The sequence below is a fragment of the Kribbella sp. NBC_00382 genome (assembly GCF_036067295.1).
GTDB lineage: Bacteria > Actinomycetota > Actinomycetes > Propionibacteriales > Kribbellaceae > Kribbella.
Genome location: NZ_CP107954.1, coordinates 3,958,904 through 3,972,055, shown reverse-complemented (window position 1 = coordinate 3,972,055; position 13,152 = coordinate 3,958,904). Strand labels below are relative to the sequence as shown.

The 13,152-nt window shown below is 67.9% G+C and carries 12 protein-coding genes; 6 read left to right on the top strand and 6 right to left on the bottom strand.

What is annotated here, in order from left to right; all coding sequences use genetic code 11:
• Positions 1-27 precede the first annotated feature (27 nt).
• Entirely contained in the window at positions 28-957 is a 930-nt protein-coding gene (locus OHA70_RS19410) for an SMP-30/gluconolactonase/LRE family protein (RefSeq protein ID WP_328334540.1), read from the bottom strand.
• 54 nt (positions 958-1,011) lie between these two features.
• Between OHA70_RS19410 and OHA70_RS19405 the strand changes: the two genes are divergently transcribed.
• Entirely contained in the window at positions 1,012-1,461 is a 450-nt protein-coding gene (locus OHA70_RS19405; RefSeq protein ID WP_328334538.1) for an Lrp/AsnC family transcriptional regulator, read from the top strand.
• On the opposite strand, the gene OHA70_RS19400 is transcribed toward OHA70_RS19405, so the two are convergent.
• On the bottom strand, positions 1,407-2,585 hold the full coding sequence (locus tag OHA70_RS19400; protein ID WP_328334536.1) for a sensor histidine kinase: 1,179 nt from the start codon (positions 2,583-2,585) through the stop codon (positions 1,407-1,409). The two genes, OHA70_RS19405 and OHA70_RS19400, sit on opposite strands and share 55 nt — an antisense overlap.
• Complete coding sequence (locus tag OHA70_RS19395) at positions 2,582-3,238, bottom strand: response regulator transcription factor (protein ID WP_328334534.1); 657 nt, start codon at positions 3,236-3,238, stop codon at positions 2,582-2,584. Before OHA70_RS19395 ends, OHA70_RS19400 begins: the two co-directional genes overlap by 4 nt.
• A gap of 108 nt (positions 3,239-3,346) precedes the next feature.
• On the opposite strand from OHA70_RS19395, the gene OHA70_RS19390 reads away from it, so the two are divergent.
• From OHA70_RS19390 to OHA70_RS19380, 3 genes are all read left to right on the top strand, one after another.
• Positions 3,347-4,495, top strand: coding sequence for a serine hydrolase domain-containing protein (locus OHA70_RS19390; RefSeq protein WP_328334532.1), 1,149 nt, complete (start codon positions 3,347-3,349; stop codon positions 4,493-4,495).
• Positions 4,496-4,604: 109 nt separating this feature from the next.
• Positions 4,605-6,392: an acetyl/propionyl/methylcrotonyl-CoA carboxylase subunit alpha gene (locus tag OHA70_RS19385; RefSeq protein ID WP_328334530.1), complete on the top strand. Its 1,788-nt coding sequence runs from the start codon at positions 4,605-4,607 to the stop codon at positions 6,390-6,392.
• 84 nt (positions 6,393-6,476) lie between these two features.
• Entirely contained in the window at positions 6,477-7,364 is an 888-nt protein-coding gene (locus tag OHA70_RS19380; RefSeq protein ID WP_328334528.1) for a peptidylprolyl isomerase, read from the top strand.
• 3 nt (positions 7,365-7,367) lie between these two features.
• On the opposite strand, the gene OHA70_RS19375 is transcribed toward OHA70_RS19380, so the two are convergent.
• From OHA70_RS19375 to OHA70_RS19365, 3 genes are all read right to left on the bottom strand, one after another.
• Positions 7,368-8,486, bottom strand: a complete 1,119-nt coding sequence (locus OHA70_RS19375) for a glycoside hydrolase family 76 protein (RefSeq protein WP_328335162.1) — start codon at positions 8,484-8,486, stop codon at positions 7,368-7,370.
• 145 nt (positions 8,487-8,631) lie between these two features.
• Positions 8,632-9,855, bottom strand: coding sequence for a SpoIID/LytB domain-containing protein (locus OHA70_RS19370; RefSeq protein ID WP_328334526.1), 1,224 nt, complete (start codon positions 9,853-9,855; stop codon positions 8,632-8,634).
• Complete coding sequence (locus tag OHA70_RS19365; RefSeq protein ID WP_328334524.1) at positions 9,852-11,453, bottom strand: N-acetylmuramoyl-L-alanine amidase; 1,602 nt, start codon at positions 11,451-11,453, stop codon at positions 9,852-9,854. Before OHA70_RS19365 ends, OHA70_RS19370 begins: the two co-directional genes overlap by 4 nt.
• Before the next feature lie 142 nt (positions 11,454-11,595).
• On the opposite strand from OHA70_RS19365, the gene OHA70_RS19360 reads away from it, so the two are divergent.
• Positions 11,596-12,078, top strand: coding sequence for a winged helix-turn-helix transcriptional regulator (locus OHA70_RS19360; protein WP_328334522.1), 483 nt, complete (start codon positions 11,596-11,598; stop codon positions 12,076-12,078).
• Positions 12,079-12,175: 97 nt separating this feature from the next.
• Entirely contained in the window at positions 12,176-13,036 is an 861-nt protein-coding gene (locus OHA70_RS19355; RefSeq protein ID WP_328334520.1) for a hypothetical protein, read from the top strand.
• The last annotated feature ends 116 nt before the right edge of the window (positions 13,037-13,152 follow it).

Here is a 13,152-nt window from a genome sequence, read left to right as displayed (position 1 = left end):
ACAGCTCCTCGGGGACGACTTACGTTGTCACCCGCGATGGTACGGCTGCGGTGCTCCGTCCGTCGTGAGTAGCCAGGAGTAGACCGAGGTAGTCGCGGTGACGAACAGCCGATTGCGCTTGGGGCCGCCGAAGCAGAGGTTGGAGACGATGTCGGGAAAGAGCAGCTTGCCGAGCAAGGTGCCGTCCGGGTCGAAGCAGTGCACGCCTTCGTGGGTGGCGGCCCAGATGCGGCCGGTGGCGTCGAGCCGGATGCCGTCGAACATGCCGGCTTCGCACGGTACGAAGACCTCTCCCCCGACCAGCCGGTCGTCCTTCACCTCGAACCGCCGGATGTGCTTGGCGGGGGTGTCCACGACGTACAGCTGGGTCTCGTCGAGCGAGAAGGCCAACCCATTCGGCCGGGTGAAATCGTCCGCGACGACGGTCAGCTCGCCGGCCGGGCTGATCCGATAGACGTTGCAGGTGGGGAGCTCCTGCTCGGCGGCATGGCCCTCGTAGTTCGAGGTGATCCCGTACGGCGGGTCGGTGAACCAGATCGAGCCGTCCCGCCGGACCACCACGTCGTTCGGGCTGTTCAGCCGCAGACCGTCGAGCTGCGAGGCGAGAGCCGTCAGCGAGCCGTCCGCCTCGGTCCGGGTGACCCGGCGGTTGCCCTGCTCGCAGCTGACCAGCCGCCCTTGGCCGTCGAGCGTGTTGCCGTTCGTGTAGCCGGCCGGCTGACGGAAGACAGAGACCGCACCGGACAGCTCGTCCCAGCGCAGCATCCGGTCGTTCGGGATGTCGCTGAAGACCAGACTGCGCCAGGCCGGGATGTAGACGGGGCCCTCCAGCCAGCGGCCCCCGTCGTACAGGCGCTCCACGTACTCATCGCCACGCGCCACCATCGCGAAGCGCTCGTCCAGCGTCACCAGCTCGGCGCGCGATCGAGCCGGGGTGTCAGTCAGCATGATCGTCATGGGATGGATGATATCTTTCCGATCAGCGCATTGACCAGATGAGATTCGGTGATCATGACTATAGACCAGATGGATCGGGAGTTGCTCGCCCTCTTGCAGGAGGACGCGACGCAGTCGTACGCCGTCCTCGGGCAGGCCGTCGGCTTGTCGGCCGGGGCGGCCCACGAGCGGGTTCGCAAGTTGCGAGCCGCCGGCGTGATCCGGCGTACGACGATCGAGGTAGACCCGGCGGCGCTCGGCAACGGCGTACTGGCCTATGTCCTGCTCGACACGGATGCCTGGATGGGCGACCAGCCGACGCTGGAGGCGCTGCGGGCCATCCCCGCCGTCGAGGAGGCGCACATCATCGCCGGACCCGCCTCGGTCCTGGTCAAGGTGCGCACCGGCAGCACGGAGGCGCTCCAGCAGACCCTGCGCGCGCTTCACCAGGTGGACGGCGTGACCAGCACTCAGACGGTCGTCGTGCTGGAGTCCTTCTTCGAGCGCTCGCCTGCGGTGAGCTGACTGGCCAAAGGGAACTGGATGGTGATCTCTAGGCCGCCCGTTGGCTGAGGCGAGATCACCAGGTCGCCATGGTGGACGGTGACGACTGCGCGGACGATCGACAGGCCCAGACCGGCGCCACCGTCGCCGCTCATCCGGGTGCCGGTGCCGCAGACGAAGGGTTCGAGCAGCCCACCGGCCTCGTCCGGCGGAATGGGTCGGCCGGTGTTCGCGATCCGGAGGAAGGACCGTCCCGTGTGGGTCCCGGTGGACACGGTCACGTCGCCATCGGGTCGGTTGTGCCGTACGGCGTTGTCGACCAGGTTCGCGATCATCCGCTCGACCAAGACCGGGTCGGCCCGGACCGGAGCCGGCTCGAGAGCCGTCCGGACCGTGAGCGGTCCTACCGCGGTTTCGGCCAGTACTCCGGCCACGATCGCGGCGAGATCGAGCAACCGCTGGTCGCCGGGGCCGGCCTGGCTTTGCGCGAGCGCCAGCAGGCCGTCGAGGGTGCGCTGGCTCCGGCCGATCGCCGTGCGGATGTCCCCGGCCATCGCGACCAGCTCCGCCCGGGTCGGCTCGCCGTCGAGCGTGACGTCGACGGCGGTACGCATGGTGGTCAGCGGAGTCCGCAGCTCGTGCGCCGCGTTGGCGGTGAACAGCCGCTGACTGTAGAGCACCCGGTCCCGCTCGGCGACTCCGCGCTGGATGCGATCGAGCATGGTGTTGACGGTGCCGGCCAGCGCGGTGACCTCGTCCTTGGGAGTGGCGACCGGCACGCGTTCGGACAGGTTCTCGGCCGACGACCGCTGCGCCGTCGCCGAGATCTCGCGAATCGGCCGCAGCAGCCGCCCGGACACCAACCACCCCAGTACGGCGGCCAACACGGTCACCACCACAAGGGCGACCGCGGCCTGCGCCAACAGGTCCGACAGCGCCGCTGACCGCACCTGGCGGCTGATGTCCTCGATGGGCGGAAGTGGGCCGCCGCCACCGGTCGTGTGGAAGACCTGCACCACCTGGTGATTACGGCGCATCAGCACGTAGGTCAGCGCGGTCAGCGTGATCCCGGAGCCCAGAACGAGAACGGTGGACAGCAACGCGAGCCGGGCACGGGCTGTCAGCTGGAGTCGCCCGTGGATCATCGGCCGACCCGATAGCCGGCACCGGTGACGGTTTCGAGCAGCGGCGGGTCTCCGAGCTTGCGGCGCAGCGTGCCGACCGTGATCCTGACCGCATTGGTGAACGGGTCGGCGTGCTCGTCCCACACCTTGTCCAGCAGCGTCTCGGCGCTGACCACATCGCCAGCGGCCGCGAGCAACTGCTCCAGGACGCCGAACTCCTTGGGCGTGAGCTGCAGCAGCCGCCCGTCGCGCTCGGCCGTCCGCCGGGCCGGATCGAGCACTAGGCCGGCGTGCCGTAGTACCGGCGGACGGGCCGGTGCGCTCCGCCGGGCCAGCGCCTGCACGCGAGCCACCAGTTCGGAGAATGCGAACGGCTTGCCCAGGTAGTCATCGGCACCCAACGTCAGCCCCTCGACGCGGTCCTCCACCGCGCCGGACGCGGTCAGCATCAGCACCCGGCTGACGCCGTCCTGCGCCAGCCGACGGCACACGGCGTCCCCGTGCAGAACGGGCAGATCGCGGTCCAGGACGACCACGTCGTACGGCGTGAGCTCGCACTTGTCCAGCGCCGTCCGGCCGTCGTACGCGATGTCGACGGCGAAGCCGTGCTTGCGCAGACCGACCGCGATGTACCCGGCCAGCGGCTCCTCGTCCTCGACCAGCAGTACCCGCATCGGCCCAGTATCGCCGCTCAGACCTATGGATTTCCGATGGTCGAGCGATCGGCCGCAGATCCGCCGAGATCGCTAGAAATGTTGACCATGACAACTACTCGACGATCAATGCTGACCCTGCTCGGTGGGACGGCCGCAGTGCTCACCACCGGACTGCCGTCGTCTGCCGGCAGCCGGGTGCCCGACGATCTGTTGCCCGGGGGCGCCTTCGACCGGTTCGTTGCTGCTCAGGCAGCGGCGGGCGCCTTCTCGGGCAGCCTGTTGCTGACCCGTCGCGGCCACCCGGTCCTGGCCCGGTCGTACGGCATGACAGACAAGCAGCGCGCCGTGCCGAACGGTCCGGGGACCCGGTTCGCGCTCGCCTCGGTGACCAAGCTGTTCACCGCGACCGCCATCGCCCAGTTGGCCCAGCAGCGCAAGCTGGCTTACGGGGCGACCGTCGGCGAGTACCTGACCGGATTCCCCGCCGCGATCGCCGGCAAGGTCAGCATCCACCACCTGCTCACCCACACCTCAGGGCTTGGCGACTACCAGCAGACGCCGGGGTTCTGGGACAAGGCCGCCACCTGGACCAGCAGGACCGCTGTCATGGACGGCATCACCGACTTCATCCGGCAATCCGCCCTCCTCGCCGCACCGGGCACCAGCTGGAACTACAGCAACTCCGGCTATCACCTGCTCGGCGAGATCGTCGCCAAGGCATCGGGGCAGTCCTACTACGACTACGTCAGCGAGCATGTCTTCCGCCGGGCAGGCCTACTGGGCACGGGCTTCTACACCAGGCCGCAACGGCTCGCCGACTCAACTATCGCCCGCCCGTACGAGCTCCAGCCCTCAGGCGAACACGTCGACATCGCCAAGAGCCTCCTGTACGTCGGTACGCCGGCCGGCGACGCCTTCTCCACCTGCGCCGACCTGGCCCGGTTCGCGAACGCCTTGTCCGGGGCAAAGCTGCTCGACCCGGCCTTCACCCAACTCACCCTGAGCGGGAAGGTACCGCTGCCGCCGCCGGTCGGACCGCCTCCGCCTCAGCAGCCCCCAGTGACGCCGGCCACCCTGTTCCAGGGCTACGGGCCGATGGTCGGACTGGTCAACGGCCGGTCGACGGTCGGGCACGGCGGTGGCTCACCCAGTGCGTCGACCTCCATCGAGACCTACCCCGACGACGGCTGGACGGTAGCCGTCCTGTCCAACTATGGCGAGCCGAACATCCTCCCCATCGTGTCGCTCGCCCGCCGGTTCATCACCGCTGGTTAGGGCGCTGGAGGGCCCTTTCGAGCGGCCACCGACGGTGATGTGACATAGAACCTGTCACCCTCCTGGCCTGGTTGACCCTAGACTCAGCCGGGCCGAAGGGAGTTCAGCTGTGTCTGACAGCAAGCGCATCACCAAGGTCCTGGTAGCCAACCGTGGCGAGATCGCCGTGCGGGTGGTCCGTGCCGCCGCCGACGCCGGTCTGGGCAGCGTCGCCGTGTACGCCGAGCCCGACCGCGACGCCCTGTTCGTCCGGCTCGCCGACGAGGCGTACTCGCTGGACGGCGCGACGCCGGCCGACTCCTATCTGAACATCGCCAAGATCCTCGACGTCGCGGCCCGCTCCGGCGCGGACGCGGTGCACCCGGGCTACGGGTTCCTGGCCGAGAACGCGGAGTTCGCGCAGGCGGTCATCGACGTCGGGCTGATCTGGATCGGCCCGCCGCCGTCGGCGATCGACTCGCTCGGCGACAAGGTGAAGGCGCGGCACATCGCCGACAAGGTTGGAGCCCCGCAGGTCCCCGGTACGCCGGACCCGGTGGCCAACGCCGATGAGGTGGTGGCCTTCGCAACGGAGTACGGGCTGCCGATCGCGATCAAGGCGGCGTACGGCGGTGGCGGCCGGGGCATGAAGGTCGCGCGCACTCTCGAGGAGATCCCGGAGCTGTTCGAGTCCGCGACCCGCGAGGCGGTCAGCGCCTTCGGTCGTGGCGAGTGCTTCGTCGAGCGGTACCTGGACAAGCCGAGGCACGTCGAGACGCAGTGCCTGGCCGATGCCCACGGCAACGTCGTGGTGATCTCCACCCGCGACTGCTCGCTGCAGCGGCGGTACCAGAAGCTGGTCGAGGAGGCGCCCGCGCCGTTCGTCACGGCCGAGCAGCTCGAGACGCTCTACAAGTCGTCGAAGGCGATCCTGCGCGAGGCCGGGTACGTCGGCGCCGGCACGTGTGAGTTCCTGATCGGCCAGGACGGGCTGATCTCCTTCCTGGAGGTCAATACGCGGCTGCAGGTCGAACACCCGGTCAGCGAAGAGGTCACCGGGATCGACCTGGTCCGGGAGATGTTCCGGATCGCTGATGGTGAAGAGCTCGGCTACGACGACCCCGTCGTGAGTGGCCACTCGATCGAGTTCCGGATCAACGCCGAGGACCCGGGCCGTGGCTTCCTGCCCGCGCCGGGCACGCTGACCAAGTGGCACGCGCCGTCCGGACCGGGCATCCGGCTCGACGGCGGTTACGACCAGGGCGAGACGGTCCCGGGCGCGTTCGACTCGCTGGTGGCCAAGCTGATCGTGAGCGGCCGCGACCGGACCCAGGCGCTCGAGCGGTCCCGCCGCGCGCTGAAGGAGTTCGTGGTCGAGGGCATGCCGAGCGCCGTACCGTTCCACGCGGCCGTGGTGAGCGACCCGGCGTTCGTCGGCGACGACAGCTTCAAGGTGCACACCCGCTGGATCGAGACCGAGTTCGACAACCAGATCCCGCCGTACGACGGGGCTGCTGACGTGGCTGAGCCGGTCGAGCGGGAGAAGGTCACCGTCGAGGTCGGCGGCAAGCGGCTCGAGGTCGTCCTGCCTGCCGGGCTGGGCGCGGCGGCCCTTTCTGGTGGCACCGCCGGTGGTACCGGTTCGTCGAAGAAGAAGCCGTCGCGACGCGCGGGTGGCAGCGGCAAGGGCGCGGCCGCCTCGGGCGACGCGCTGACCTCGCCGATGCAGGGCACCATCGTCAAGATCGCCGTCGAGGAAGGCACCACGGTGGCCGAGGGCGACCTGATCGTCGTCCTCGAGGCGATGAAGATGGAACAGCCCCTGAACGCCCACAAAGCCGGTACGATCACCGGTCTGTCGGCCGAGGTCGGCGCGACGGTGGCAGCCGGTGCGGCTATTTGCGAAATCAAGGACTGAAAACACAGCACTTTCTCAGCATTTACCGGTAGCTTCCCTGCAGGATTGCCGCGAGGTATTGCCGCGAGGTGAGGAGAACTCTGCATGTCCAGGAAGACCCACGAGCATCAGCTGGCTCAGCGCAAGGCACAGCGGTTGGCCGAGCGGCAGGCTGAACGGGCCAAGCAGCGACGGATGCTGGGGGTCACGATCGGCGCGATCATCGCGGTGGTCGTGGTGATCGGCGGCGTCGTCGTGGCGGTCGCCCAGAACTCCGGCAGCGACACCCCGGCGGCGGCCGACTCACCCTCGGCCACCCCCTCCGATCCGGCCGCGCAGACGACGGCCGGAGCGGAGAACAAGCCGAAGTCGATCCCAACCGCACTGGCGCCCGCGCCGAAGCGGGCCACTCCGCTCGCGGCGGAGGTGGACTGCAGCTACACGAAGTCCGCCGAGCCGGCCAGCAAGAAGGTCGACCCGCCCGCCAACGGCAAGGTCAAGGCCAGCGGCACCAAGCCCGTCACGCTGGCCACCTCGGTCGGTGACCTGCACCTGAACCTGGACAGCGCCCTGGCGCCCTGCACGGTGAAGAGCTTCCTCAGCCTGGTCGGCCAGAAGTACTTCGACAACACCTCCTGCCACCGGCTCACCGTCGGCGACGGCCTGCAGGTGCTGCAGTGCGGCGACCCGACCGGCAGCGGCAGCGGCGGCCCCGGCTACAGCTTCAAGGACGAGGTGTACCCCACGCTCAAGTACGGCCGTGGCATCCTCGCGATGGCCAACTCGGGCCCGAACACCAACGGCAGCCAGTTCTTCATCGTGTACGGCACCGCCGAACTGCCGCCGCAGTACACCGCCTTCGGCACGCTCGACAAGGCGAGCCTGGAGATCATCGACAAGGTGGCCAAGGCCGGCGTGATCCCCCAGGGCGGGCCTACCGATGGCAAGCCCGCCACTGAGGTCAAGATCAAGACGGCTACGGCGGCCGCCTAAGCACTAGGCCAGTTCGTCGTACCTGCTGCGCGGCCAAGCCAGCAAGGCGTCGATCTGGACCATGCCGGACTGCTCGAGCAGCTGAACCGGACCGTCAGCGAAGTGGAAGAGGCCCGTGGCAGGATCGCGGGCCTCTTTCCATGCCCGGTCGGAGTAGGCCTGCATGACCTTGGTGTAGCCGCGGTCGTGGTCGATCGAGTCGAGGATCAGCAGGTTCTTGAAGTAGATCGAGTTGAACCGGGTCGGCTGCTTCCAGAGCCGGTCCTCGGCCGCGTAGAAGGCGAGGGATGCCTTCGCCAGCGCCTTGGCGTCGGTGAGGTACTTCTTTTCGTGGGTGGCCTTGTACAGCAGGGCTCCCGCGCCGAGCATGACGCCCTGGTTGTAGCTCCACTGGGTCTTCTCGACGTTGCCGGCCAGGTCGATGTGGTCCCAGTACAGGCCGTTCGGGGCCAGCATGCACTGCTGCGCCCAGGCGTACATGCGCTTCGCCGAGGTCAGGTACGCCTTGTTGTGCGTCAGCAGGTACAGGTGCGCGCCGAGCTCGGCGCCCGGCCCGTTGGAGATGGTGTTGCGGTCCTGGCTCCACGGCGCCTGCGTCCAGAAGGTCCCGCCCGCACAGGGATGCGACGCGTCGGTATCCCAGCCATAGTCGACGAGCGCGAAGATCTCCTTCGCCCGCGCCAGCGACGAGCGGTCACCAGTCCGCTGGTAGTGCTGGATCAGGTTGAGGCCGATCCACTCGTTGTCGTCGTAGAACTTGTCGCCTCCCTGGCCGAGCGGCGGCCGGAGGTACGAGTCGTAGCCCTTCGGTGTGGTCGTCGCGTTCCAGTACGGCTGGTACGCATCGAGCCGGCGCTGGGCCTCCTTGTCCGCCTTGCGGCCGGAGCCGGGGATGCCGGCAAGGTTCTCGGCGGCGACGGCGGCCTGCGAGTAGGGCCAGACGTAGGAGTACGGGTTCTGCTGGGTGTTCGGGTACTCCTCCAGCAGCAGGCCTTGGTTGCCGGTGTCGAAGTACTTGTTCAGGGCCTGGTACGACGCTTGCGCCTTGGCCGCTGACGAATGCGGGCCGCTCACGTTGTCGACCTTCGCGTTGGCCGCCGGCGTGTGCAGCCCGGCGAGCATTCCCACCGCGAGCAATCCCCCGGCGATCCGTTGGGTTGATATACCAAATCTTCTGTGCATCGACCTGCTCCTCCTGGGGCGGCAGCGGTTGACATCGATGTCACGTTCTAGCTGGCCAAGGGATTCGCCGTCAATGGCTCGGTCGTCATCCCTCAGTTGGCATATCAAGTACGGCCGGCTGATCGAGAGCGACGGGTTGGACGCCGGCGAAGGCGAACCAGGCCGAGCGCATGTGCAACCGCAGCCGGACCTGGTCGCCGGTGAGCACGACCTTGCCCTTCGAACCGACCGCCTCGACGGTGAGTACCCGGCCACCGGATGGGCCGATGCCGGTTCGGCGTACGACCCGGAGACTGCGTAGCGTGCCGACGCCGAAGGTGCTCTGGAGTTGCGAACTGGTCCGGGTCACCGTCCAGGTGACATTCGGGTTCTTGTTGCCCGGGTAGCCGTCCCAGTTGTCCGCCTTCATCACCTGGTACGCCACTGGGCCGTCAGCCGTGGCGCCGCCGTTGGAGGACGAGAACTCGGCCATGATCGGCTTGCCCTTGTAGAGCCGGACCTGGCCCGCGGTTGCCGCGATGGCCGCGTTCGTTGTCTTCTCTTCGTCGTTGTACCCGCCGTAGACCTGGCACGAGGTCGTGTCGCAGAGGTCGTACGCCCGCTTGGTGGACCGGTTGCGATGGAAGACCGAATAGGTGCGCGCGGCAACGGCCTGCACCTGGAGCGCGGCCGGCTTCCAGGTCGTCACGGCCTCACGCGGGACGACCCCACGCAGGTAGAGCTCCAGCGGGAGCACGTTGATAGTGTCGAAGTGTGCGCCGGACAGATCCGCGGGGCGCAGTACGCCGCGATAACGCACGGTTTTACCGCTGGGCAGGATCAACGAGATAGCGGTCGGACCCTCGAACTGACCGATACCGGTCAGCGTCTTCCACAGCGTCCACTTCTTCGTCTTCGTGTTGTACGAGCTCACCTTGGAGCCGTGTTCGCCGTTCGGGTCGATCGACCACTGGTTCCGGGTCGATGCCACCGGCAACGTGTAGACCTTGGCGGTCTTGAGATCACGCAGCCGCAGCTTGCGGATCGCGGTCACCCGGACGCCGTCGGTGGTGTCGGCGCGGAGCTGGACCCGGATGGTGCCGGTCGCCTTGCCCACCGTCGTACCGGGGTAGTAGAAGTCCAGGATCGTCTTGGCGGACCGGCCGGCCAATGCGGCGCCCTGGGCACCGTACTGCGACATCCCGCGGCCGTGGCCGAAGCCGCGACCGGTGATCGTCTGGGTCGCCTCGGGCTCGGGCGGAGGGGCGGCCACAGCCGTTGCGCTCAGCAACGTGGAGCCGGTGATCAGGGCAACTATTACGCGTTTCATGAGATGAAAACCTTGCGTTCATGGCTGTTGTAGGTGAGCCAGCCGTGCTGGAACCTCTGTCGCAGGCCGCCCTTGATCCGGTACATGTCCGAGGTCGGCAGGCCGAGTCGCGAGCGCTCGGCGCCGAGGGCGGCGTACTTGCGGTGGATCATCCCGGCGACCGGGCGCATCCCGGTCCGCTTCGACCAGTACAGGCCGCCGTTCTGGAAGCTCTGGACCAAGCTGTTGTTGGCTCGGCCGATGCGGTACTCGCTCGTCGGCTGCTTGAGCAGACCGTCCGGGCCGCCGAGTTGGCGGTAGCGGGTCCGGAACAGGCTCTGGACCGAGTGCGCTCCAGTCTTCGGCGACCAGTAGATGTCGCGGGCTTTGAAGTAGGTGGCCCGGCCCGTTCTGGTTCGGTGCTCGCCCCAGAATGGTTGCCCGGTCACCTTGAATCCGCCGAGCTTCACGGCGTACCGGTAGATCTCGGTGGAGACGCTGCGGTTCATCAGGGCCATCGTTCGTTGCTTCAGCCAAGGAAGTTTGGCGTAGAGGTTCTTGCCGGGGCAGGCCGTTGCCTTGGTGTCGCGATGGCCGGAGACCGTGTGCAGCTTGCTGCCGGCCAGCACGATCGTGCCCAGCGGCGAGCGGTAGTTGGCGTCCAGCTTCCAGGCGATGATCCGGGCCGTCATCTCCAGCATCGGGGGCGGCGGCACCACCTTGTCGAAGTTGCCGATCAGCGAGACGCCGAAGGAGTTGGCGTTGAACGAGCCGGTGTGCGCGCCGAGGACGGGCAGTTGCGTACCGCCGTACCGGCCCTCGAAGGCACGGCCGAAGCGGTCGACGAGGAAGTTGTAGCCGAGATCGCACCAGCCGCGGCTCTTCACGTGGTACGCGTACATGCTGCGGACCATCGCCGGAACCTGCTTGCGGGTGTAGTCGTTGCGATCGGCGGTGTGGTGCACGAAGGCTGCCTGGACGGTGCCGGTGTACTTCGGTTTCGCACAGGCCTTGCCGTTGTGGGCGCGGAGGCGCTCGTCGGCTCCCCAACCGCGACGGGTCACGATGGGCGGCATCGGGTATGGCGCTTTGGTGCCGGTTGCCTGGATCGGGTCCTGGGCGGTGGGTGGTTCGGCGTCGGTCGCGAGGATGCCGGGGTTGATCAGGGCAACTTTGGCGTCGGTGACGGTCGTACCGTCTGTTGTGGTCAGGGAGGCTTGGACGCCGTTCGCGTCGCCGACCCAGTAGGGCTCGGTGCCGGAGCGTTCATTGCCTTCGGTGGTACCGGTTGCTGGGCCGTGATCGTCCTCGACGGGCAAGGGTTCCCAAGCGGACCACTGGCCGTTGCGTTGGACTCGCACCTTGACCTGCACGGGGGTGGAGTTCTTGCGGTAGGGCCAGGTGACGCCGACCAGGCCGAAGGGTTTGGTCTGCTGGGCCTCGGTGGTGGCGAAGTTTCCGCCTTGTTTTAAGGGGATTTCGACGTAGTCCGAGTCGGCGGTGAGCTGCTGGGCGACGGTCTGCTGGATGGCTTGGCTGGGTGCGGGCGCGAGCGGTGCGAACAGGGCGAGGCCTGTCACCGCGGTCAGCGCCAGCCGGAGGGAGAAGGTCTTGCTCATCGGACAGCCTTCTGCTAGACGGGACCTCAGTAGTCGATTATGCGCACTGCGTCACCGCTCGCCCGGCATTTTCGTCACCCTGCGTGGCGCTCGTTGCTTGCTAGGATTACTGCTGAAATCGAAGCGACTCCGAGGCGGCGTGATGACGGGTGCCAACCGGTTCCGGGACGAGGACCTGTCCTGCCCGTTGTCGACGACGGTGCGACACGTCGGCGAGTGGTGGACGCTGCTGATCCTGCACGACGCCTTCGACGGGTACACCCGGTTCGACGAGTTCCAGCGCAACCTGAGGATCTCGTCCAGCATGCTGACGACGCGGTTGAAGACGCTGGTCGACGACGGGTTGCTGGAGCGTACGAAGTACCAGGACAAACCACCGCGCTACGAGTACGTGCTGACCTCGCTCGGGCGGTCGTTGCGTCCTGTCATCATCACCCTTGCCGCGTGGGGAAACGAGCGGCTGGAGGCCGGGGAGCGGTCGATGATCCTGGTCGACGCCGGCACCGGCGAGGAGGTCGAGCCGGTCGTGGTGGACCGCTCGACCGGGCGGCGGATCGACGGGCCGGACTTCGTCTTCACTGCCGGGCCGGCTGCCTCGGAAGCGATGCGCAGGCGCTATTCATAGCCTTGGAATGCTTTATTTTCAGGAGATTCTCAGGAGATTTCGGTCGGATTCGACCGCCCGGTAGGCTCGACGCACTACCAGTCGAGGAAGGCCCGACATGTTCACAGTCATCTTGCTGATCGCGCTCGTCGTGATCGGCGTCCTGGCGTTCCGTTCGTACCAGCGGACGCAGCTGCAGAACAAGAAGCAGCACGAGATCACCGCGGGCGAGCTGGAGTCGGTGAAGAAGACCGCCGACGAGGACATCACCCGGTTCGGCGAGGAGCTGCAGGACCTCGACCTGGACATGGTCGGCAAGGACCTCGGCGACGGCGCCCGGCAGGACTACCAGCGCGCGCTCGACTCGTACGAGTCGGCCAAGCAGGCGGTCGAGCAGGTCACCGAGGCCGAGCAGATCAAGCACGTGATCGAGATCCTCGAGGACGGCCGGTACGCCGCTGCCTGTGTCCGCGCCCGGGTCAACGGCGAGCCGCTCCCGCAGCGCCGCCCGTCCTGCTTCTTCAACCCGCAGCACGGCCCTTCGGTCGTCGACGTGATGTGGTCGCCTCCGGGCGGCGCCCCGCGTGAGGTCCCGGCCTGCGCCGCCGACGCCGAGCGCGTCCGGGCCGGCGCCGAGCCCGACGTCCGCAAGGTCATGGTCGGCCCGCAGCGCGTCCCGTACTGGGAGGCCGGCCCGGCCTACTCCCCCTACGCCCAAGGCATGTTCGGCGGCCTCGGCGGCGTGATGACCGGCATGTTCCTCGGCACGATGCTCGGCGGCATGTTCGCCGGCGGCGGGTACGGCGACTACGCGGCAGGCTACGACGCCGGCATGAACGACGGCGGCGGAGACGGCGGTGGCGATGGCGGAGGCGACGGCGGCCAGGGCGACTTCTCCGGCGACGGCGACTTCAGCGGCGGCGGAGACGGCGGCGGCTGGGACTTCGGCGGCGGCGACTTCGGCGGCGGAGACTTCTGACAACCCACCTCGAAACCACCGGAAGCCTCAAGCTTCCGGTGGTTTTCTCATTCCCGCCGCATGCCCCCACCCGTGCTCGCGTCGCGCACCGACGTCTTGAGCCCACCCGAAGTACA